This window comes from Methylobacterium sp. FW306-05-D (genome assembly GCF_058782155.1).
On sequence record NZ_JBYSXL010000014.1, the window covers coordinates 1 to 22,496 of the forward strand.

At 72.1% G+C, this 22,496-nt stretch carries 15 protein-coding genes and 1 other RNA gene; 5 read left to right on the forward strand and 11 right to left on the reverse strand.

Annotation, left to right across the window (positions count from 1 at the left end; all coding sequences use genetic code 11):
- Positions 1-41 precede the first annotated feature (41 nt).
- The 3 genes from AC3WLN_RS07445 to rnpB form a co-directional block, all read right to left on the reverse strand.
- On the reverse strand, positions 42-1,703 hold the full coding sequence (locus AC3WLN_RS07445) for a methyl-accepting chemotaxis protein (protein ID WP_492480404.1): 1,662 nt from the start codon (positions 1,701-1,703) through the stop codon (positions 42-44).
- A gap of 64 nt (positions 1,704-1,767) precedes the next feature.
- Entirely contained in the window at positions 1,768-2,778 is a 1,011-nt protein-coding gene (locus tag AC3WLN_RS07450; RefSeq protein WP_492480405.1) for a cytochrome-c peroxidase, read from the reverse strand.
- A 342-nt stretch (positions 2,779-3,120) separates the two neighbouring features.
- An RNA gene (gene rnpB / locus AC3WLN_RS07455) (RNase P RNA component class A) lies at positions 3,121-3,530 on the reverse strand.
- A 219-nt stretch (positions 3,531-3,749) separates the two neighbouring features.
- Between rnpB and AC3WLN_RS07460 the strand changes: the two genes are divergently transcribed.
- The gene (locus tag AC3WLN_RS07460) at positions 3,750-3,923 is read left to right on the forward strand and encodes a hypothetical protein (RefSeq protein WP_492480406.1); all 174 of its coding nucleotides are present in this window, start codon (positions 3,750-3,752) and stop codon (positions 3,921-3,923) included.
- 71 nt (positions 3,924-3,994) lie between these two features.
- Here the strand turns inward: AC3WLN_RS07460 and gloA are convergent, their stop codons facing one another.
- The gene (gene gloA, locus AC3WLN_RS07465; protein ID WP_492480407.1) at positions 3,995-4,435 is read right to left on the reverse strand and encodes a lactoylglutathione lyase; all 441 of its coding nucleotides are present in this window, start codon (positions 4,433-4,435) and stop codon (positions 3,995-3,997) included.
- A 157-nt stretch (positions 4,436-4,592) separates the two neighbouring features.
- Here gloA and pepN point away from each other — a divergent pair, with 157 nt between their 5' ends.
- Together pepN and AC3WLN_RS07475 are read left to right on the forward strand one after the other, a co-directional pair.
- Complete coding sequence (gene pepN / locus AC3WLN_RS07470; protein WP_492480408.1) at positions 4,593-7,220, forward strand: aminopeptidase N; 2,628 nt, start codon at positions 4,593-4,595, stop codon at positions 7,218-7,220.
- A 193-nt stretch (positions 7,221-7,413) separates the two neighbouring features.
- Complete coding sequence (locus AC3WLN_RS07475) at positions 7,414-9,804, forward strand: PAS domain-containing sensor histidine kinase (protein ID WP_492480409.1); 2,391 nt, start codon at positions 7,414-7,416, stop codon at positions 9,802-9,804.
- Positions 9,805-10,011: 207 nt separating this feature from the next.
- On the opposite strand, the gene AC3WLN_RS07480 is transcribed toward AC3WLN_RS07475, so the two are convergent.
- The 5 genes from AC3WLN_RS07480 to AC3WLN_RS07500 form a co-directional block, all read right to left on the reverse strand.
- Entirely contained in the window at positions 10,012-12,930 is a 2,919-nt protein-coding gene (locus AC3WLN_RS07480) for a bifunctional [glutamine synthetase] adenylyltransferase/[glutamine synthetase]-adenylyl-L-tyrosine phosphorylase (RefSeq protein WP_492480410.1), read from the reverse strand.
- 3 nt (positions 12,931-12,933) lie between these two features.
- Positions 12,934-14,346: a sensor histidine kinase gene (locus AC3WLN_RS07485; protein ID WP_492480411.1), complete on the reverse strand. Its 1,413-nt coding sequence runs from the start codon at positions 14,344-14,346 to the stop codon at positions 12,934-12,936.
- Positions 14,343-15,053 (reverse strand): winged helix-turn-helix domain-containing protein, encoded by a 711-nt coding sequence (locus tag AC3WLN_RS07490; protein WP_492480412.1) that lies wholly within the window; start codon positions 15,051-15,053, stop codon positions 14,343-14,345. Before AC3WLN_RS07490 ends, AC3WLN_RS07485 begins: the two co-directional genes overlap by 4 nt.
- A 185-nt stretch (positions 15,054-15,238) precedes the next feature.
- Positions 15,239-15,673, reverse strand: coding sequence for a DUF3016 domain-containing protein (locus tag AC3WLN_RS07495; protein WP_492480413.1), 435 nt, complete (start codon positions 15,671-15,673; stop codon positions 15,239-15,241).
- A 409-nt stretch (positions 15,674-16,082) separates the two neighbouring features.
- Entirely contained in the window at positions 16,083-16,619 is a 537-nt protein-coding gene (locus AC3WLN_RS07500; RefSeq protein ID WP_492480414.1) for a DUF2244 domain-containing protein, read from the reverse strand.
- A gap of 20 nt (positions 16,620-16,639) precedes the next feature.
- Between AC3WLN_RS07500 and nth the strand changes: the two genes are divergently transcribed.
- The gene (gene nth / locus AC3WLN_RS07505) at positions 16,640-17,374 is read left to right on the forward strand and encodes an endonuclease III (protein ID WP_492480415.1); all 735 of its coding nucleotides are present in this window, start codon (positions 16,640-16,642) and stop codon (positions 17,372-17,374) included.
- Positions 17,375-17,610: 236 nt separating this feature from the next.
- Positions 17,611-18,405, forward strand: a complete 795-nt coding sequence (gene purC, locus AC3WLN_RS07510) for a phosphoribosylaminoimidazolesuccinocarboxamide synthase (RefSeq protein WP_055955211.1) — start codon at positions 17,611-17,613, stop codon at positions 18,403-18,405.
- 448 nt (positions 18,406-18,853) lie between these two features.
- Here the strand turns inward: purC and AC3WLN_RS07515 are convergent, their stop codons facing one another.
- Together AC3WLN_RS07515 and AC3WLN_RS07520 are read right to left on the reverse strand one after the other, a co-directional pair.
- Positions 18,854-20,524 (reverse strand): glycosyltransferase, encoded by a 1,671-nt coding sequence (locus tag AC3WLN_RS07515; protein ID WP_492480416.1) that lies wholly within the window; start codon positions 20,522-20,524, stop codon positions 18,854-18,856.
- Positions 20,517-22,475 (reverse strand): glycosyltransferase family 2 protein, encoded by a 1,959-nt coding sequence (locus tag AC3WLN_RS07520; protein WP_492480417.1) that lies wholly within the window; start codon positions 22,473-22,475, stop codon positions 20,517-20,519. The genes AC3WLN_RS07515 and AC3WLN_RS07520 overlap by 8 nt, the downstream gene beginning before the upstream one ends.
- Positions 22,476-22,496 lie beyond the last annotated feature (21 nt).

Consider the following 22,496-nt stretch of genomic DNA (forward strand, 5'->3'; position numbering starts at 1 on the left):
CGCGACGCCGGCGTCGCGCCTCCGGCCCGATCCAGGCCGGCTCAGGCGGCCCGGACGTTGCCGAGGAAGTGCGCGATCTCGCTCTGCAGGGTGCGCGACTGGCCCGCCAGGGCACCGGCCGCGGTGGTGACCGCCTGGGCGATCTGCCCCGCGGCATCGGCCGAACGGGCGACCTCCGAGATGTCCGTGGTGACCCTGTCGGTTCCGGCCGAGGCCTCCACCATGCTCCGCACGATCTCCTGCGTGGTGGCCCCCTGCTCCTCCACGGCACCGGCAATGCTCGTCGTCACGCCGCTCATCGCGTTGATCTGTTCGGTGATGCCCTCGATCGCCAGCGCGGCGCCGCCGGTGGCCGCCTGGATCGCGGCGATCTGCTGGCGGATCTCCTCCGTCGCCCGCGCGGTCTGGGAGGCGAGTTCCTTGACCTCGGTGGCCACCACGGCGAAGCCCCGGCCCGCCTCGCCCGCCCGCGCCGCCTCGATGGTCGCGTTGAGCGCCAGCAGGTTGGTCTGCCCCGCGATGGTCGAGACGAGCCCGACCACGTCGCCAACCCGGGACGCGGCGGCGGACAGGGCCGCCATGGTCTCGCCGGTGCGCGCGGCGGCCTCCACCGCCGCCGCGGAGAGGCCGGTGGCCTGGACGACCTGACGGCCGATCTCGCCCACCGTCGAGCCGAGTTGCTCGGCCGCGGCGGCCACCGCGGTGACGTTGCCGGAGGTCTGCCGCGCCGCCTGGGCCGCGCTGGTGGAGCGGGTCGCAGTCCCGGAGACGGCGTCCCGCATGGTGTCCGACGAGGCTTGCAGCCCGTTCACCGCTTCGGCCACGTGGGCGACGATGCCGCCCACCGACTGCTCGAACCGGTCGGCCAGGTCGCGCAGCATGGTGCGGCGCGCCTGCTCCTCGCGCAGGCGTCCGGCCTCCGTGGTGCGGAGCTGCTCGGCGGCCTCCTCCAGAGACATGTCGCGGATGGTCATCACCGCGCGGGCGATGTCGCCGATCTCGTCGCGGCGGCGCGTCGCAGCCAGGGCGACGGTGGTGTCGCCGTTGGCGAGGCGGGTGGTCTCGGCGGTCAGGCGCACCAGCGGCCGGGCCAGGGTGCCGGCCAGCCACCAGGCGATGCCGGACCCGACGAGCACGACGCCGACCACGAGGCCGAGCACCGCCTGGATCTGCCAGACCGTGGCGGCACGGGTCTTCTCGAGCTGGATGCGGGCATCCTGGGCCGCCAGGGTCACGGCCTCGTCGAAACGCTGGCTGAGGCGGCGGCTCTGCCGGGTCATCCGCTCCAGGGTCGGAACCTCGCGCGCCGGTCGGATGCCGAGGAGCACTTCGGCGTCGGCGCGCCATTGCCGGGCCTCGCCCTGGGCGGCGCGGGTCAGGGCGGTCATGCCCTCCGACTGGGCCAGGGCCTCCAGCCGTCCGAGCAGGGCCATCAGCTCATCGCTCGCCGCCGTGAATTCCCGGGTGACCGGGGCCATGTCGATCAGGTCGGTCATGGCGCTCACCCGGGCGATGAGGTCCTCGGCCCGCTTGAAGCGGTCGCGGGCGACGCGGCTCGCCGCGTTCGCCTCCGAGGTGCGCTCGACGAGCCCGGACAGGTCGCCGACCGCCCCGAGGCCGACCCAGCCGGTCACGCCGGACAGGAGGCCCGCCAGGAGCATGAGCCCGAGGAGCGGAAGCAGGATCGTGTAGCGGATCGACATCGCGAAGGCTCTCGTCGTCGGGTTCGTATCGGTACGGTCGGCGCGGTGAAACCAGGCCGGCCGGTCAGTTCGGCAGGTTGGGCAGGGCGGTGCGGGACTGCTCGGCGGTGAGCGCGTGCAGGAAGGCGATGAGGTCCGCGCGCTCCTCCGCTGCCAGCCGGACGGGGACCATCAGGGGCGACTTCGACGGGCGATCGATCCCGCCGGATTCGTAGAAGTCGAGGACAGATTCGAGCCTGGCGAACTGGCCATAATGGCCGAAGGGCGCGCGGTAGGTCAGGTTGCGCAGGCCCGGCGTCTTGAAGGCGTGGCGGGCCAGCGGGTTCTGCGGTTCGACGACGGCGCGGCCGATGTCCCGGGTCTCGGTGCCGAGATCGTGGAACTGGTTGTCGGTGAAGTTCCATCCGGTGTGGCAGCGCGCGCAGCCGGCCCCTCCGTTGAACAGCGCGAAGCCCCGCTGCGCCGCGGGCGAGATCGCGTTGGCGTCGCCCTCGATCCAGCGGTCGAACGGCGCCCAGTCCGACACCACCGTCCGCTCGTAGGTTGCGATGGCGGTGAGGATCGTGTCCTGCGTCACCCCCTGCCCCGGGAACAGCCGGGCGAACCAGGCCTGGTATTCCGGGGTGCGCTTCAGGCGGGCGACGATCTCCGGGAACTTGCCGTCCATCACCGCCTCGGCGGTGATCGGCACGATCGCCTGGGTCTCGAGGTCCGGCGTGCGGCCATCCCAGGACAGAGTGGGGATCCAGGCGGCGTTGAGCACGGTCGGAGCGTGGCGCCCGAGCGGCTTGTTGGTGGCGCCGATGGCACCGGCCACGGGGACCTCGAAGCCGAAGGAGGGATTGTGGCAGCTCGCGCAGCTGAGGTGCTGCTTGCCGCTCAGGCGCGGATCGAAGAACAGCATCTTGCCGAGCGTCGCCATCTGCGGCGAATAGGGCGCCGTCTCCGGGAACGGGATCGCGGTCGGTCGCCTGTAGAGGGTCTTGAGGTCGTCGAGTTCACCCGATATCGCGGCGCCACCGGCGAGAAACACTGCCCCGACGGCCCAAGCAACGACCTTGCGAAGGATCGACATCAACCAACCCCGACTAGACCCGAAAGAACCGTCCAGGAAATACGACGGCCTTGAACGAAGACTGGATACCGGACCTGGCTTAAATATTCGTTCGCCAAACTGGTTTTACAGATCGGAATGCACTCATAGCATCAGATCAGCAAGTCTAAGTGATTCCATCTCCTCGAACGCTTCGCTGAGATGGACTTCGCATCTCATTCACTCGCGCGCAAGTTGTCGACGCGGCGGGCGCAGGTATTCGCAACCATCCGGAAGTTGCAATCCCGGGCCGGGGCGCCCCGGGGTCTTCACCGGCGGCCCGGATACGCGGCGCCGGACCCGGATCGCGGGGCGGGAAAGCGGGGGATCAGCCGGCCTGTAAGCCGGGTTCTGTAGGGCCCGGGAGCCTCGCGGCCCCCTGACGTGGCGGCCATTCCTCTGGGACGATCGTTGCCGACCGCCTCGAGCAACCAACCCGGGCGACGGGCCTGGAGAGAGGGCCTGGCGGACCGCGAGGCCTGCCGTGTCGCCCCTATTCGGTTTTGCTCCCGGTGGGGTTTGCCGTGCCGTCCGCGTTGCCGCGTCCGCGGTGCGCTCTTACCGCACCCTTTCACCCTTACCGCGGATCGGCCGAGGCCGGTCCGTGGCGGTCTGCTCTCTGTGGCACTGTCCCTGGGGTCGCCCCCGCCGGACGTTATCCGGCACCGTCTCTCCATGGAGCCCGGACTTTCCTCCCCGGGCGTGACGCCCGGAGCGGCCGCCCGGCCGACTGATCCGGCGCGGATGTGCGCCGGGCCCGGGCCGGGGGTCAAGGGCCCTTGCGGCCGGCGGGCTGCCCGCCCGGGCGGCATGCCGGGATTTTGCCGAGATTTTGCCGAGATTTTGGCCTCCCGGCTTGCGGCGGTCGCGGCCTGCTCCAGGTCCTCCAGGGCCGTCCCGGAGATGGCGCGACGGCGACCGCCGGCCGACGGCATCCGGATCAGGAGGACGCGATGGCGACGAACGACACGGCCTGGACGCTCGAATCCGTCCAGCACCTCACCGAGATGGCCCGCGAGGGCATTCCGGTCTCGGTCATGAGCCTCAAGCTGCGCCGGCCGATCGAGGTCGTGGCGGCCAAGCTGAGCCAGCTCGGGATCACCCCGGCGCCCGAGACCGGCGGCTGAGGCCGGCGCGGGAGATCGACACCGGAGGTCGCGGCGAGCCGCCCGGCGTGGGGCGGCTCGCCGGGGACGGCCTACCAGCTCCCGGTGTTCTCCATGGTGGACCAGGGCTCCTGCGGGGGCTTGGCCGGGCCCTTCTGCAGCAGTTCGATCGAGATGCCGTCGGGGGACTTCACGAAGGCCATGTTGCCGTCGCGCGGCGGGCGGTTGATCGTGATGCCGGCCGCCTGGAGCTTCGCGCAGAACGCGTAGATGTCGTCGACCTCGTAGGCGAGGTGGCCGAAGTTGCGACCGCCCGAATAGGTCTCCGGGTCCCAGTTGTGGGTCAGCTCGATCACCGGGGCCTGGGTCTCGCGGGCGGTGCCGGCATCGTCGGGCGCGGCCAGGAACACGAGGGTGAAGCGACCCTTCTCGTTGTCGACGCGGCGCACCTCCTGCAGCCCGAAGGTGTTGACGTAGAAGTCGAGGGCGCGGTCGAGGTCCGCGACGCGGACCATGGTGTGCAGGAATCGCATGGGTGGGCTCTCCGAAGGGGCGGCGCCGCGGGACCGGCGCCGAAGGACCTGCGCCTATCTGGTCCGGCGCATGCACGCGTCAACGAGCCGGGGGCCGCCCGCGTTGCGCCGCCGCCGCACACCCCGCACAGTGGCGTTCTGACCGCGAGGAGCCCGCATGCGCACCGAAACCCCGATCACGATCCGCCTGGAGGATTACCGCCCCAGCGACTACCGGATCGGCACGGTGGATCTCGACGTCGCGCTCCATCCCACCGCGACCCGGGTCCGGGCGCGGCTGACCCTGTCGCCCGATCCGGCCGGGCGCCCGGGCGCGCCGCTGGTCCTCGACGGCGAGGACCTGGTGCTGGAGCGCCTGAGCCTCGACGGCATCGACCTCGCGCCCGAGGCCTACGCCCTGTCCCCGTCCGGCCTGACCCTGCACCGGCCGCCGGCGGGCCCCTTCACCCTGGAGATCGAGACCCGGATCGACCCGAGCGCCAACACCAAGCTGATGGGGCTGTACCGCTCCAACGGGGTCTACTGCACCCAGTGCGAGGCCGACGGCTTCCGGCGGATCACCTACTTCCTCGACCGGCCCGACGTCATGGCGGTCTACACCACGCGGATCGAGGCCGACCGGGCCGAGGCGCCGGTGCTGCTCGGCAACGGCAATCCCGTCGAATCCGGCGAGGCCGGCCCCGGGCGCCACTATGCGGTCTGGCACGATCCCCATCCGAAGCCGGCCTACCTCTTCGCCCTGGTGGGTGGGCGCCTCGACTCCGTCCGGCGCCCCTTCACCACCAGCGAGGGCCGCACGGTCGAGCTCGCCGTCTATGTCGAGCCCGGCAAGGCCGCGCGGGCGGACTACGCCCTCGACGCGGTGGCCCGCGCGATGGCCTGGGACGAGACCGCCTTCGGCCGCGCCTACGACCTCGAGGTCTTCAACGTCGTCGCGGTCTCGGACTTCAACATGGGCGCGATGGAGAACAAGGGCCTCAACATCTTCAACGACCGCTACGTGCTGGCCTCGCCCGAGACCGCCACCGACGCGGACTACGCCGCCATCGAGGCGATCATCGCGCACGAGTACTTCCACAACTGGACCGGCAACCGCATCACCTGCCGGGATTGGTTCCAGCTCTGCCTCAAGGAAGGCCTCACGGTCTTCCGCGACCAGGAATTCTCCTCCGACATGCGCTCGCGCGCGGTGCACCGCATCGGCGAGGTCCGCACCCTGCGGGCGCGGCAGTTCCCCGAGGATGCCGGGCCGCTCGCCCACCCGGTGCGGCCGCGGCACTACACCGAGATCAACAACTTCTACACGGCCACCGTCTACGAGAAGGGCGCCGAGATCGTGCGGATGCTGCGCACCCTCCTGGGCGCCGAAGCCTTCCGGGCCGGGATGGACCGCTACTTCGCCGACAACGACGGCAGGGCCGCCACGGTGGAGGACTTCCTGACCGCCTTCGCCGCCAGTTCGGGCCGCGACCTCGACACCTTCGCCCGCTGGTACGAGCGCCCCGGCACGCCCCGGGTGGCGGTGCAGGGCCGCTACGATCCGGAGGCACGGACCTACCGCCTCGCCTTCCGCCAGAGCCTGCCCGGCGCGCCCGACGCCCCGCCCCTGGTGATCCCCGTCCGCCTCGGCCTGATCGGTCCGGATGGCCCCCTCGATGCGGCGAGCGACCGGATTGCGGACGGCGTCTTCGTGCTCGACCAGGCCAGCGACAGCCTCACGGTCACCGATGTGCCCGTGCGACCGGTGCCCTCGCTGTTCCGCGGCTTCTCCGCCCCCGTCCGGGTCGAGATCGAGATGACCGATGCCGACGCGCTGACGCTGCTGCGCCACGACACCGACCCGTTCAACCGCTGGCAGGCCGCCCAGAGCGTCGCCATGCGCCTGCTGATCCAGGGCACCCGCTCCGGTGCCCTGGCGGAGACCGGGGCCGCGGGCTTCGGCGCGGCGCTCGCCGGCTTCCTGGAGGCCGAGGCCCTGGCCGACCCCGCCTTCGCCGCCCTGGTCCTCGCCCTGCCGAGCGAGGCCGACGTCGCCAACGAGATCGCCACGGAGATCGACCCGGATGCGATCCACCGGGCCCGCCACGCCCTGCGCCGGCAGCTCGGCACGCAGCTGAAGCCGCAGCTCCTCGGCCTGCGCGACGCGCTGGCGGACGCGGACGGCACGCCGTTCAGCCCCGATGCCGCGGCCGCCCGCCCGCGCGCCTTCCGCAACGCGGCCCTCGACCTCGTGGCGGCGGCCGATCCGGCGGCCGCGACCCTGCTCGCCGCGCACCAGATGGAGACGGCGACGACCATGACCGACCGGCTCGCCGCCCTCTCGGTCCTGGCCCAGAATCCCGGCCCGGAGCGCGAATCGGCGCTCGCGCGATTCGCCGAGGCCTACCGGGCCGAGCCGCTCGTCCTCGACAAGTGGCTGGCGATCCAGGCCGCGGTTCCGGAGGCCGGGACGGCGGAGCGCATCCGCGGGCTGCAGGATCACCCGGCCTTCTCGATGACCAATCCGAACCGGGTGCGGGCCCTGATCGGCAGCTTCAGCATGGGCAATCCGACCCAGTTCAACCGCCCGGACGGAACCGGCTATGCCCTTGTGGCGGACGCGGTTCTGGCCCTCGACAGGACCAACCCCCAGGTGGCCGCGCGCCTACTGACGGCCTTCGGATCGTGGCGGATTATGGAGCCGGAGCGGCGCGCGCAGGCCCGATCGGCATTGCTGAAAATTCGCGCTGTTGCCGGTCTGTCACGGGACGTCGGGGACATCCTCGACCGGACCCTCGCCGGCTAGCAAGTGCCTGAAGGGAATCGGGTTTTGCCCGGCCGGCACGCCCGATTCGGCACCTTGGATTCGCGTTCGGAGTCAAGCGTGGCCGGAAAAAACGCGTGGACAAGACCCCACCGGAGATGTTGAATCGTATACGATTCGAAAGGCGGAGCGGCCCGCCCTTCCGGTGCACAAATCCCAACGGCGGAGTTAGGCCATGCTGGAGGCGGATTCCGCTTCCCTCTCCGCGCGTGCGGATACGATTCTGGGCATCCACCGGCCTCAGCACGCCGCGCATGTCCGCTTCGTGCGCGCCGAGACCTGGCTGCGCTTCGCTCTGCCGGCACTCTTCGCCACGTTCCTGATCTGCCTCGGGGCGGTGGCGGCCATGCTGCTGCAGGCCCAGCGCGAGGAGGTGATCCGCGCGGCCACCACCGACGTGGAGGCCGTGACCCGCCTGGCCGCGGCCGCCTTCGCCGGGGTCGACATCGACGGCGAGGCCAAGGGCGAGGCCGCCCACCGCAACCTCGGCTCGCTGCTGCCGCCGGGCCTGCTCCATGCCGGGCGCCGGATCCTGCTGATCTCGCCCAACGACGTCATCGTGGCGGCCAACCCGCCCCTGCCCGGCCCGCCCCGCACCCTGACCCAGCATCTCGGGGAGATGCAGGCGCTCTCCACCCTCGGCGAGAGCGCGGGCGTGATGACCGTGACCCTGGCGGACGGCTCGGTGGTGATCGCGGCCCTGCGCAACCTGCCCGGCGGGCGCGGCCAGGTGGCGGTGCTCCAGCCGCTCGCCGACATCACCGCCGCCTGGACCACGCGGATGCGCAACCAGGCCATCCTCCTCGGCGCCGCCGCCCTGGTCATCATCGGCACCGGCATCGCCTACGCCCTGCAGACCCGCCGGGCCTACGCCGTCGACCGGGTCTGCGAGGAGATCAAGCAGCGCCTCGACACCGCCCTCGGGCGCGGCCGCTGCGGCCTCTGGGACTGGGACATCCCGCGCGGGCGGATCTACTGGTCCGATTCCATGTACGCGCTGCTCGGCTACCACCGAGAGCGCGAGTTCCTGTCCTTCGGCGACGTCAACGCCCTGGTGCATCCCGACGACGGCGACCTCTACAGCCTCGCCCGGCACCTCGCGGCCAGCCAGTCCACCGTCGACCACGAGTTCCGGGTGCGCGGCGCCACCGGCAACTGGGTCTGGATGCGGATGCGGGCCGAGATCGTGCCCGACACCATCGACGGCGGGCGCCACCTCGTCGGCATCGCCCTCGACGTCACCGAGCAGCGCACCCTCGCCGAACTCAACGCCACCGCCGACATGCGCCTGCGCGACGCGGTCGAGGCCATCTCCGAGGCCTTCGTCCTCTGGGACACCGGCAACCGCCTCGTGCTGTGCAACTCGAAGTTCCGCCACCTGCACGCGCTGAGCCCCGAGGACGCGATCCCGGGCCGGCGCTATGCCGAGATCATGGGCCGGGGCGTGCTGCCGCCGGTCCGGCGCGAGCTGCGCGACCTGGAGCCGAGCGGTGCCACCGCCCGGACCTTCGAGGCCGAGCTCACCGACGGCCGCTGGCTCCAGATCAGCGAACGCCGCACCAAGGACGGCGGCTACGTCTCGGTGGGCACGGACATCACCAACCTGAAGCGGCACCAGGAGCAGCTCGTCCAGTCCGAGCGCGAGCTGATCGAGACCGTGCGCGACCTCAAGCGCTCCCGCCGGACCCTGGAGCTCCAGACCCAGCAGCTCGCCGACCTCGCCGAGCGCTACCTCGACCAGAAGGCGCAGGCCGAGGGCGCCAACCAGGCCAAGTCCGAGTTCCTCGCCAACATGAGCCACGAGCTGCGCACGCCGCTCAACGCGATCATGGGCTTCGCGGAACTGATGGAGAGCGAGGTCTACGGCACCCTCGGCTCGCCCCGCTACACCGACTATTGCCGCGACATTCGCTCTAGCGGCGACTACCTGCTCTCGGTCATCGACGACATCCTCAACATGTCGCGCATCGAGGCGCAGACGGTGAAGCTCGCCCCGCGCGAGATCGCTGTGGCCGGGGCGATCGAGGGCACCCTGAAGCTCGTGGGCGAGGCGGCCCGGGCCAAATCCCTGACGATCAGCGTGGACGTGGTCGAGGCCCTGACGGTGCTGGCCGACGAGCGCGCCCTGCACCAGATCCTCACCAACCTCGTCCAGAACGCGGTGAAGTTCACCCCCGCCGGCGACGGCCGCATCATCATCAAGGCGCGCCCGGCCGGGGCCAACGTCCACATCTACGTCGAGGACACCGGCATCGGCATCCCGAAATCGGCCCTGCGCCGCCTCGGCGCCCCGTTCCAGCAGGTCGAGACCAACCTCACCCGCAGCCACAAGGGCTCCGGCCTCGGCCTCGCCATCGCCCGCTCCATGGCCGAACTCCACGGCGGCGCCCTGCGCATCCGCTCCCAGGAGGGCCTCGGCACCATCGTGATGGTGCGCCTGCCGGTTCCCACCCCGGAGAACCGCCGCAACCTCGTCCCCGACGCCGCCCAGGAAACCGTCGCCTCCCTCCGCGACGCCGCCGGCGCCACCCCGCGCACGCCCGAGGCGACGGCGGAGACGGTCTGAGGTTTTCGGGGCGAACGTCCCACACCCAGCACCCCGTCATTCCGGGGCCGCGCAGCGGAGCCCGGAATCCAGAGCCGCCGCCGGCGTCGAATCGGCACCACCTGCGCGTCTGGATTCCGGGCTCGCCTGCGGCGCCCCGGAATGACGGTGCGCTGCCGTCGGTGATCGCCCTGCCGGGACGAAGGGCATCGGCCCGCCCCCGCGTCCTCACCCCGCCATCAGGCGCTCGAACAGTGCGCGGATCTCCGTGCGTGCTTCGTCGAGCCCGGCGACCAGCCGGTTCGAATCCGGTGAACCCATGGCCACCGCGAGGCGGGAGAGCGCGACGGGCGAGGCCTCGGCCGGGTCGCCCTCCACCATCAGGCGCTGCCAGTGCAGCACGTCGTCGAACTGGCGATAGGCCTCGATCAGGCGCTCCGCCGCGGGCCGGGCGAGGTCGCCGTCGGCGGCGGCCTTCGCGAAGACCGCGCAGGCGCCGAGCCCGACCCTTTCGGGCCGGCGATGGGCCTCGCCGAGCACCAGTGCCTGGGCCAGGAAGTCGAGGTCGAGGAGGCCGCCGGGGGCGAGCTTGAGGTCGAGGGGGCCGCGATGGCCCTTCTCCCGCTCCACGAGGTGGCGCATCTCCCGCACCGCGCGCCGGACCTCGGCCGGGTCCCGGGGGCGGGCGACGATGGCGCGAATCTCGGCGTCGAGTTCGGCCCCGAGGCCGGCATCGCCGGCGATCACCCGGGCGCGGGTCAGGGCCATGTGCTCCCAGAGCTCCGCGTCGTCCGCGTGGTAGCTGCGGAAGCTGCGCCACTGCACCGCCACCGGGCCCTGGCCGCCGCCGGGGCGCAGGCGCAGGTCGACCTCGTAGAGGTGGCCGCGCCGGGTCGGCACCGTGAGGGCGGCGACGATGCGCTGGGCGAGGCGGTTGTAGGCCACCGCCGCGTCGAGGGGTTTCGGGCCGGCGCTGGTGCGGTCCTCCGGGTCGAAGTCGTAGACCAGCACGAGGTCGAGGTCGGAATCCGCCGTGAGCTGGCGCGCGCCGAGGCGGCCGAGGCCGAGCACCGCGAGGCGCCCCCTCGGGACCGCCCCGTGCTCGGAGAAGAAGCTCGCCGAGACCCGCTCCACGGTGACGGCGATCACCGCGTCGGCGATGCCCGCGAAGGCGCGGCCAGCCTCCTCGGGCGAGAGGATGCCGGAGAGGAGCCGGGCCCCCGTCAGGAAGCGCAGCTGGCGGGCGGCGTCGCGCATCCGGTCGAGGAAGTCCTCGTGGTCGCTCGCCTGTCCGAGCCGGGCCCGGACCTGCTGCGCCAGGGCCTCGGCGTCGGTGGAGGCGTCGGCGAAGTCCCGGTCGATCACCGCGTCGAGGACGTGCGGGCTGAAGGCGACGGTCTCGGCGAGGCGGGGCGCCGTGCCCAGGAGATCGGCGAAGAGCAGCCTCAGGCGCTCGTTCGAGCGCAGGATGGTCAGGAGTTCGAGGGCCGCCGGCATCCGGGCGAAGGCCCGGTCCAGGGTGTCGAGGGCGGCGTCCGGATGGGCGGTGCCGCCGAGCGCCTGCATCAGCACCGGCACCAGCTCGGTCAGCACCTCGCGGGCGCGCGGCGTGCGCACCGCCGGCCGGCGGCCGAAATGCCAGCCGCGCACGGTCTCCACCGCGCGCTCGGGCTCGCGGAAGCCGAGCGTCTCCAGGGTCGCCAGCGTCGCGGGGTCGTCGCCGGTGCCGCTGAACACGAGGTCGCCGACCTCCGAGGAGAGGTCGGGCTCGGCCTCGAACAGTAGGGCGTAATGGCCCTGTACCCGTCGGGCATGGTGGAACAGGGCCGCCTCGAAGGCGTCGCGGGTGGCGAAGCCGGAAAAGCGCGCGAAGCGTTCGAGCTCGTCGGCCTCGCCCGGCAGGCGCTGGGTCTGCTCGTCGCGCAGCATCTGCAGGCGGTGCTCGATCGTGCGCAGGAAACCATAGGCCGCCGTGAGGTCGTCGCGGGCGGCGGCGTCGATCCAGCCGTCACGGGTCAGGCCGTCGAGCATCGCCACGGTGCCGCGCCCGCGCAGCTCCGGCCGGCGCCCGCCGAAGACGAGCTGCTGGGTCTGGACGAAGAACTCGATCTCGCGGATGCCGCCGCGCCCCAGCTTGATGTCGTGGCCCGCCACCGCGATCGTGTCGTGGCCGCGCACCGCGTGGATCTGGCGCTTCATGGCGTGCACGTCGGCGATGGAGGCGAAGTCGAAATACTTGCGCCAGACGAAGGGGCGCAGGTTCGCCAGGAACGCGTCCCCGGCCGGGAGGTCGCCCGCGATCGCCCGCGCCTTGATGTAGGCTGCCCGCTCCCAGTTCTGGCCGAGGTTCTCGTAATAGACGTAGGCGGCGTTGAGCGAGAGCGCCGCCGGGGTCGAGCCCGGGTCCGGGCGCAGGCGGTAATCGACCCGGTGGACGTAGCCGTCGGCGGTGCGCTCCTGCAGCAGCTTCGCCATGCCCTGCGCGAGCTTGGTGAAGAACGGCGTCGCCGGCAGGTCCGACTTCAGCGGCGCGGTCTCGGGGTCGAAGAAGACCACGAGGTCGATGTCGCTCGAATAGTTCAGCTCGCCCGCCCCGTGCTTGCCGAGCGCCAGCACGATCAGCCCGGAGCCGGCCTGCGGCTCGGCCGGATCGCGGGGCAGGAAGCGCCCGGCGGCGGCCGCCTGGAGCAGCATGGCGTCGGCCGCCGCCCGCACCGAGGCGTCGGCGAAGTCGGACAGCGCCTCGGTCACGGTGGCGAGGGGCCAGAGCCCGCCGAGATCGGCCAGGGCCACCAGGAGCGCGTGCTCGGCCCGGTTCTGCCGGAGCAGTTTCGCGACGGCCTCGAGGTCCGGCCCGCGCCCCGCCGCGCGCTGCCGGGCGATCAGGGCCGCCAGGGCCGCCTCCGGCTCGGCCTCGGCGAGTTCGACGAGGCGCGCGGGCGCGCGGGCGACCAGCTGCCACAGGAAGGGGGAATGGTCGGCGAGGCCGAGGAGCAGCGCCCGCAGGGGCGCGTCGAGGAAGCCCGGCGGCAGCGCGGGCTCGATCTCGGCGAGGCGCGACGCGGCGGCATCGGGGTCGGACAGGACGGGGGCGGCGGACAGGCGCGCGCGCAGGCTGCGGCTCGGCGCGTCGGCGGCCTGGTTCATGCCCTACCCTCCCGTCGGATCTCCCGCCGGCAGGGTTATCACGACGGAGAGCCCGGGGGCATGGTCTTCCAGCGCCAGGGTGCCCTGGTGCAGGCGCACCACCGCGTTGACGAGGCTGAGGCCGAGCCCGAAGCCCGGGCGCGAGCGCGCCTCCTCCAGCCGGACGAAGCGGTCGAGCACCCGGCCGCGGGCCTCGCTGGGGATGCCGGGCCCGGAATCGGCGACGCCGAGGCGCAGGGTGTCGCCCACCCGCGCGGCGCTGAGGCGGATCTCGCCGCTGGGGCCGCCGTACTTCACCGCGTTGTCGACGAGGTTCGCCAGGGCCTGCCCGATGAGCTCGCGGCTGCCGCGCAGGGTCAGGGGCGCGCCCGAGGTCTCGACCCGGAGGCCGAGGCCCTGCTCGGAGGCCAGGGGCTCGTAGAGCTCAGCCACCGCCTCCACCACCCCGGCGACGTCGAAGGGCTGGAACTCCGCGCGGGCATTGGCGCCCTCCAGCCGGGCGATCATCAGGAGCGCGTTGAAGATCCGGATCAGGCCGTCGCTCTCCTCGATCACCCCCTCCATCGCGGCCCGCAGGGCGTCGGGCGTCTCGGCGGTGCGCAGGGCCTCCTCGGCGCGGTTGCGCAGGCGCGTCAGCGGCGTCTTGAGGTCGTGGGCGATGTTGTCGGAGACGTCGCGCAGGCCGCGCATCAATTCCCCGATCCGCTCCAGCATGGCGTTGAGGTTGCGCGCCAGCCGGTCGAGCTCGTCCCCGGTGCCCGCCACGGCGAGGCGCCCGTCGAGGTCGCCCGCCATGATCCGCCGGGTGGTCTCGGTCATGGCGTCGACGCGCTTCAGGACCCGGCTGGCGATGAACCAGGCGCCGACGACGCCGAGGAGCACCACCAGCCCCACCGACGAACCGAAGGTCCGGCCGATCACCGCGCGTAGGCGGTCGCGCTCGGCCACGTCGCGGCCGACGAGGAGCCGGAAGCCCCCGGGCAGCACGAAGATCTGCATGATCGCCCGGTGCTCGACGTTCGGGGTTCCGCCGATGCGGGCGTAGTTGGCCTCGGTCTGGCCGGGATCGACGATGAGCCCGGTGGGCAGGGCGTCGATGTTGCCGACGATGCGCTCGCCCGCCGGGTTGGTGACGAGGTAGAGCGAGGCCCCCGGCTCGCCGGCGCGCCGCTCCACCACCGAGATCAGCCGGCGCAGGCCGCCGGCCTTGTACTGCTCGGACAGGCCGTTGATCTCGGCCTCGATGGTGGAGACCATCTGGTCGTCCAGCGCCCGGCTGGCGTTCCAGGCGACGTAGCCGAGTCCCAGCAGCGCGAAGGTCGCGAACACCACCAGGTAGGCGAAGGACAGCTTGAAGGCCGTGGTGCGGAACAGGTTGCCGAGGCGTCCGGCCGGGGCGTCGTCGGAAGCCGTCACGGGGCCGTGCCGGGGCCGCGCGCCTCGTCGACCCGCAGCACGTAGCCGGTGCCGCGCACGGTGTGGATGATCGGCTGCTCGAAATCCTTGTCCACCTTGGCGCGCAGGCGCGAGACATGGACGTCGATGACGTTGGTCTGCGGGTCGAAATGATAGTCCCAGACATGCTCCAGCAGCATCGTCCGGGTCACCACCTGGCCGGCATGGCGCATCAGGTATTCGAGCAGGCGGAATTCCCGGGGCTGCAGCGCGATCTCGTGGCCGGCCCGGGTGACGCGGTGGGACAGGCGGTCGAGTTCGAGGTCGCCGACCCGGTAGGCCGTGGCCTCGGCCGCCGCCCCCGGCCCGGCCCGGCGGCGGGCCAGCACCTCGGCCCGGGCGAGCAGCTCGGAGAAGGCGTAGGGCTTGGGCAGGTAGTCGTCGCCGCCCGCCCGCAGGCCCTTCACCCGGTCGTCCACCTGGCCCAGCGCCGAGAGGATCAGCACCGGCGTTGTCACGCCCTGCTCGCGCAGGGAGCGGATCAGCGACAGCCCGTCGAGCTTCGGCAGCATGCGGTCGACGATGAGCACGTCGTAATCGCCCTCCTGCGCCAGGGCGTAGCCGTCGAGGCCGTCGGTGGCCTGGTCCGGGACGTGACCGGCCTCGCGAAAGGCCTTGACCAGATAGGCGACCGCCTCGCGGTCGTCCTCGATGATGAGCAGACGCATGGGACGGAGTGATAGGGTCTCGCCCGCCCGCGGGAAACCGCCTTGTCCGGCCACATTCATGCCGCGTCCCCCTCCGCGCTGGATCGATGCCCGGAAGCGTGGAGCGCCGCGCCTTGCACGAGGCTGGCGGAAACATGACGCTTTGGTCATGTGCCGGTCGAGCCGGCCGTAACGGCCCCGGGCCCCTAGTCCGGCCGCGCCGCGCCGGCGGAGAGCCGCCGGCGAGCCCAGTCGCGCAGCAGGGCCTCCTCGTAGCCGAAGCTCCCGCTGGCGGCGGCGGCGCGGGCGCCGAACAGGAAGTTGATGTCGGTCAGGCGCTCCTCGCCCGCGGCGAGGCGGCGGCCCCCTCGCCGCAGCTCGTAGCGCAGGCGGATCGCCGGCGGGGTGGCGTCGCTGACGATCCGCAGGCCCGAGGGGATGTTCAGGTCCGGGCGCACGAAGCCGGCCCGGTCGATGTCGAGGACGTCCACGGACAGGGTCTCGTCCGGACCCATCACGCGCCGGGCGGAGGCCTCGATGATCCGCCGGATCTCGGCCAGCGTGCCGCGCAGGCCGGGGCCCGCGCCGAAGCGGTCGTCGGCATCGGTGTAGCGCTCGGGCGCGACGAAGCGGACCCTCACGCGCGTGTCCGCCGGTGCCGCCGCGGCGGGTGCGGTTGAGGCCAGGGCAGCGAGGATCGCGCAGGCAACCGAGACGTGACGCGTCTTTCTGCGGACCTTGCTCGGGATCTTGCTCGGGATCTCGTTCTCACGCATTTCGGCTCGACGCGGCTCTCCTCCCCCTTGCGGGGAACGCGCGTGAAGCACCCCGTCATCCCGGGTCCGCGCAGGGGAGCCCGGAACCCAGACACGCGGGTGGCCCGGGACATTCCATCGTCGGCGGCTCTGGATTCCGGGCTCGCCTGCGGCGCCCCGGACTGACGGGGTGGTGCCATCTGCGATCGCTCGGCCCGAAACGCTGTCGGACCCGCGCTGGCCACCGCGGCGTGTCGTGACTCCCGCGCCCCCGAGCCCGAAACGCCCAGGCATCTCAATAGCCCTTCTTCACCTGCGCCAGGGCGCGGGTCAGTCCGTCGGCGATCGCCTCGCGCTCGGGGGGCGAGGCGTCGCGGGCCACCACCACGAATTCCCGGCGGGATTCGAGGGTCAGGGTCTGCATGCCGTACTCGTCGTCCTCGACCCGGGTGAGCTTGGTCCAGAGGGGGTTGAAGCGCCATTCCCGGCGCTCGCCGCGATGGGTGACCCGGGCGAGCATCACCTCGATCGGGGTGATCACCACCTCCTCGAAGGAGCGTCCGCGCCGGAAGCTCGCCTTCAGCGCCACGTAGAGGGCGATCATGTCGAGGCCGAAGAAGCCCGCCACCGGCCAGAACCCGGCCCGGACGCAGGCGACCGAGGTGACGAGGGAGACGACGCAGCACCCGATCATCACGTTGCGGAAGCCGTCGGGGCTCAGGGATTGGTGCGGCCGGATGGTGGCCTGGAAGACAGGCCGGTCCATGCTGTCGGGATCGAGGCCGTCCGGGTGCCGGCCGATCGGAGGGACGTGGTCATTGCCGCTCGCCATGCGGGGAATATAACGCAGGGATGCCCAGCCGACAGCCGACCCGACCCCGGAAATCGCCGATCTCCGCGCGCCTCGCCGCGCCGATCGTCGCAGACGCGCTCACGACGCCCGAACCCGTGGGCCCGGAGGTGGTGGCGGAGATCTTCGCCCGCCTCAGCGCCGCCAACCCGGAGCCCCGCGCCGAGCTCGAATTCCAGAACCCGTTCACGCTCCTGGTGGCCGTGGTGCTCTCGGCCCAGGCCACCGACCGCAGCGTCAACCTAGCCACGGCCCCGCTCTTCGCCGTCGCGGACACGCCGGCGGCGATGCTAGCCCTCGGCGAGGCGCGGGTGCGCGAGTTCATCCGCACCATCGGGCTGTTCAACACCAAGGCGAAGAACGTGATCGCCCTCTCGCGCATCCTGGTGGAGGAGCATGGCGGCGAGGTGCCCCGCGCCCGCGAGGCCCTGGAGGTGCTGCCCGGGGTCGGCACCAAGACCGCGAGCGTGGTCCGCAACGTCGCCTTCGGCGAGGAGACCATCGCGGTCGACACCCACATCTTCCGGGTCTCCAACCGGATTCCCCTCGTGGTCGCCCCCACCACCGACAAGGTCCAGGCCGGTCTGGAGGCGATCGTGCCGGCGCCCTACCGGCTCAACGCCCATCACTGGCTGATCCTGTTCGGCCGCTACATCTGCAAGGCGCGCAAGCCCGAATGCCACCGCTGCCCGATCGCGGACCTGTGCCGTTTTCCGGCCAAGACCCCGGCGCCCTGACGCGACCCCGGCCGCCGCGCCCTTGCGTCCCGGGCCGGCTCCCCGTTATCACCCGGGCTCTCCCACGGTCGGTCTGGCTCCCATCCGGCCGGCGCGTTGTGCTGCCAGCCGCCTTCGGGTAGTTTGCGCCACGGTCGCGGAGGCTTTCGACGTACGACGTGTCTCTCGGCCCGGCCCCACCCACAGGCCGCCACGCCGCGGATTCCGCATCGTTCGCTCGCAAGGAGTCACGGCCCATGGACTTCCTCAAACCACGGTACACGCCTATGAACCGCCGCCGTCGCATCTACGAGGGCAAGGCGAAGGTCCTCTACGAGGGTCCGGAGCCGGGAACGCTCATCCAGCACTTCAAGGATGATGCCACCGCCTTCAACGCGCAGAAGCATGATGTCATCGACGGCAAGGGCGTGCTGAACAACCGGATCTCCGAGTTCGTCTTCCAGCACCTCAACGACATCGGCGTGCCCACGCACTTCATCCGCCGCCTCAACATGCGCGAGCAGCTGATCCGCGAAGTCGAGATCATCCCCCTCGAAGTGGTGGTGCGCAACGTCGCAGCCGGCTCGCTCGCCACCCGCCTCGGCCTCGAGGAAGGCACGCAGCTGCCGCGCTCGATCATCGAGTTCTACTACAAGAACGACGCGCTCAACGACCCGATGGTGTCGGAAGAGCACATCACGGCCTTCGGCTGGGCGACCCCCCAGGAGATCGACGACATCATGGCGCTGGCCATCCGGGTCAACGACTTCCTGTCCGGGCTCTTCCTCGGCGTCGGCATCCGCCTCGTCGACTTCAAGATCGAGACCGGCCGCCTCTGGGAAGGCGACATGATGCGCATCGTCGTCGCCGACGAGATCTCCCCGGATTCCTGCCGCCTCTGGGACATCAAGTCGTCGGACAAGCTCGACAAGGACCGCTTCCGCAAGGATCTCGGCGGCCTGATCGAGGCCTATACCGAGGTCGCCAAGCGCCTCGGCATCATGTCCGAGAACGAGAAGGTCCAGACGGGCGGCCCGCGCCTCGTCCAGTAAGGGGCCGTCCGGGTCCGCGGGCCTCTCCGGCCCGCGCCGGCTGATTTTAACTACAGCGGCTCCCGAATGCGGGGCGTTCGTATTTTGTAACGCGCCGTCATTCCGGGGCGCCGTAGGCGAGCCCGGAATCCAGAGCCGCTGACGGCGTCATGTCTGGCACCCCTTGCGTGTCTGGATCCTGGGCTCCGATGCGCGGCCCCAGGATGACGCGGTGCTGCGCGCGATACGCTCTCGATTCGTCAGCGAAAACAACGACTCCTTAACGCGAGGCCGTGGGCTCCCGGCACCACTCCGTCATTCCGGGGCGCCGCAGGCGAGCCCGAAATCCAGAACCGCTGACGGCGTCAGATCCGGCACCCCTTGCGTGTCTGGATCCTGGGCTCCGCTGCGCGGCCCCAGGATGACGGGGTGCTGCGCGTAGGTCCCCGAATCCGGCAGCCCACACGCTTCACCGCAGATCCACCGCGCCCGCCTCCGGCCAGTCCGGGCGCAGCCGCGCATAGGTGCCGAGATCGGGGTCGAACCCCGGGTGGTAATGGGGGTCCTGCGCCAGCAGCGGCCCCCATCGCTCTTGGAAGGCCGCGACCTCGCGCCCGTGGCGCGCCCGCGCGGCGGGGGTCCAGCGCCGGCTCGCGGCCTCGTCGTGGCGCAGCACCGCGCCCGGGACGAACAGGGTGCGGTAGCCGGCCGCGTTCAGGCGCAGGCACAGGTCGACGTCGTTGAAGTCGACCGCGAAGACCGCCGCATCGAAGCCCCCGACTTGCCCGAACTTGCGGGCCTCCACCACGAGGCAGGCGGCCGTGACCGCCGCGACTTCGCGAGTCGCCCGCAGGCCGGCGAGGTAGCCCGGCGCGTCCCCGGGGAAGAACCGGTGGGCGTGGGTGACGAGCCCGCCCGGCCCGAGCAGCACGCCGCCATGCTGGATGCGGCCGCGCCCGTCGAGGAGCTTGGCACCCACCGCGCCCACATCCGGCCGCAGGGCCTCGCGCACCAGCCGCTCGAGCCAGTCCGGATGCAGGGCCGCGACGTCGTTGTTGACGAAGGCCAGCACCTCCCCCCGCGCCTGCGCGGCGGCCCGGTTGTTCATGCCGGCGAAGTCGAAGGGGCCGGGACAGGGCACGATCCGGGCGAGGCCGGCGCCCTCCAGCGCCCGGAAATACGCCAGGGTCTCGGGCGCGCGACTGTCGTTGTCGCAGATCAGGATCTCGCGCTCCGGCCAATCCGTGCGGTCGACGAGGCTGGTGATGCAGGTCCGCAGGAGATCGACCCGGTCCCGCGTCGGCACGATCAGGCTGACGCGCGGGCGCCGCTCGGGCAGCGGGTGAGCCAGGGTCAGCACGCCGTCCGGCTCGATCCGGATCGCGACGGCGTCCGCGCCGCTGCGGTCGAGGGCGCGGCGCAGGGTGGCGGCCCGGGCCGCCGGGTCCGGTGCCGCGCCGGATGCCCCATCGCTGCGCGAGAGCAGGCGCGGCAGGTGCCCGATCGCCGCGCGCCCGAAATGCTCCGCGCTCCGCAGGGTGAGATCGAAGGCATCGGTGACCGGGCCGCCGGCCTGCCGCAGGGCAGAGAGCGCCGAGGCCCGGACCGCCAGCACCGGGCCGAGATAATCGACCGCCCGGGCGTAGTCCGGGTCGAAGGCCGGGCGCAGCAGCGGCCTCGCCGTCCCGGTCTCGGGTCCCAGCAGCGCATCGCCGTAGACGAGCCGGTGCTGCGGGTGCCGGGCGAAAGCCTCGGCCAGAAGACCGGCGGCGCCCGGCACGAGGGCATGACCCGGCGCCGTGAGCACCAGGATCTCGGCGCCCTCCGGTTGGTTCGCCGCCAGATCCGCGACGGACAGGATCGCGACGCTCTCGCCCGGGCCCGCGAACCCGGCCGCGTTCGCCCGCAGGAGCCGGGCTTGCGCCGCCGGGCGGCAGCGCAGACCCGCATGATCGAGGCCGAACAGGGCGGCGCCGGCCTGCGCGGCGCGGACGCGCTTGCCCGCCAGCCGCGCCCGCAGGATCGCGAACCCCTCCCGCGGAGACCGGGCGAGCCGGGCGGCGGCCTGCCCCCAGCGCAGCCAGGCCGGGCTCCGATCCACGCCCGCGAAGGCGAGGGCCGGGTCGTCCGGCCTATTCAAGGTCTTCCCCGAAGGTCGTCAGCGACAGGTCCGGATGGTAGTAGGGATCGTGCCGGATGATGTCGCGCCAGCGCTCCACGAAGCGGTCGGCCTCCTGTTCGAAGCGCTGCCGCGCCGCGCCGATTGCCGGGCCCCGGCTGGTCGATTCGAGGTGGGCCATCACGGCGCGCGGCGTCCAGATCGTGCGGTAGCCGGCCCTGGCGAGGCGCAGGCAGAAATCGACGTCGTTGAAATCGACGGCGAAACGGTCCGCATCGAGCCCCCCGACCGCGTCGAACTTGGCGCGCTCGACGGCGAGGCAGGCGGCGGTCACGGCCGAGACCTCGTGGGCCACCCGCATCCGCCCGAGCATCCCCGGCGTGTCGGCCGGGCGGCGGCGCAGGATGTGCCCCGCCCGGCCGCCGAGCCCCACCACCACGCCGGCATGCTGCAGGGTCCCGTCGGCGTAGAGGAGCTTGGCCCCGACCGCCCCGATCGTCGGCCGGCAGGCCTGGCGCACCAGGGCGGTGAGCCAGTCCTCGCGCAGCACCGCGATGTCGTTGTTCAGGAGGACCACGACGCCGCCCCGGGACGCGGCCACGCCGGCATTGACCAGCGCCGAAAAATTGAACGGCCCCGGAGCGGACAGGATGCGGACCCGCGGGTCGCGCCGCAGGACCTCGTAATGGGCGAGCACCGCCGGGTCGGTCGAGCCGTTGTCGACGATGACGAGCTCGATCGCAGGGTAGTCCGTTCCGTTCAGGATGCCGTCGGCCGCAACCCGGATGAGTTCCAGGCGATCCCGGGACGGGATGATCACGCTGGCGAGCGGCGGCGGCTCGGGCAGCGCCCAGAGCAGGTCGAATCCGGTCGGGTTGACCTCGACCCGCGCGGGAATGCGATTCGCGACGAGGTGCGTCCGCAGGCTCGCCGCGTGGCGCTCGTTCGCATCCGGCGGCGGAGGCGCGGTCCTCGCCAGCACGCGCGGCACATGCGCGACCTCGTCGCGACCCACTTGGTATACCGCCTCGAGCGCGAGACGGGTCGCGACGTCGTCCGGCGCCCCGAGGGGCAGGGTTCGCAGGCGCTCCAGCAGGCCGCCGGCATAGAGGGTCGGGGTGCCGGGATAGGCCGTCGTCAGCGCCAGATCGGGGCTCCAGTCCGGCTTCAGGGCGGGCGTCGCCTCGGCACCCTCGCCCTGGGAATCGGCGTAGACCATCCCCGGCCGGGCCGGCTCCGCCAGGGTCCGGACCAAGATCGCCAAGGCGTCGGGATCGAGGCCGTCGCCGGGCGCGATCAGCCCCAAGGCCTTGTCCTCGCTCAGGAAATCACCAAGGCGGCCGGAGGCCGGCCAGAGGACCTGCCGGATGCGCGCATCTTCCGTGGTCGCCGCGCAGCCCGCCTCGGACCAGCCGATGACGAGGTTCCAGGCCCCGAAGCGCTGCGCCTCCAGGCTGCGGATCGTCGCGGCGACCCGCTCGCGATCGTCCGGCCGCGCCGGCATCACCAGTCGTACCGTCGGCCCCGCCGGGACCGGTCCGTCATCGGGCCGGGCCCGCGCACATCGCCAGTCCTCGAATTCCGCGACCGGCGTCACCCCGCAGCTGCCCCGCAGGATGTCGCGGGTGCGCCGTTCGTTCCGCCTAAGCCATTGATATCCCGCCGAAATCGCCCGGATCGGACGCTTGCGCAGACACGCGGCGAACACGCTGGCCTGCGACCGCAGGCCGACCCGCTCCAGCACGAATCCGCCGCACCCGTCGACGGCCAGGTCGATCGCGGCCCCATCCGGCGGCAGGTATCCGAACCAGACGGCCGACCCCTGCCCCGCCCCCGGCAGGACGAAGACCTCGCGCCGACCATCGTCGCGGGTCACGCGCAGCAGCGGCCGCAGCGCCGAATGTCCCCGATAGATCAGGACGATCCAGCGACCCCGCGCGGTCTCGGCCAGCCGCAGCCGCCGGTCGAACACGGGATCGTCGGTGGCGTCGAG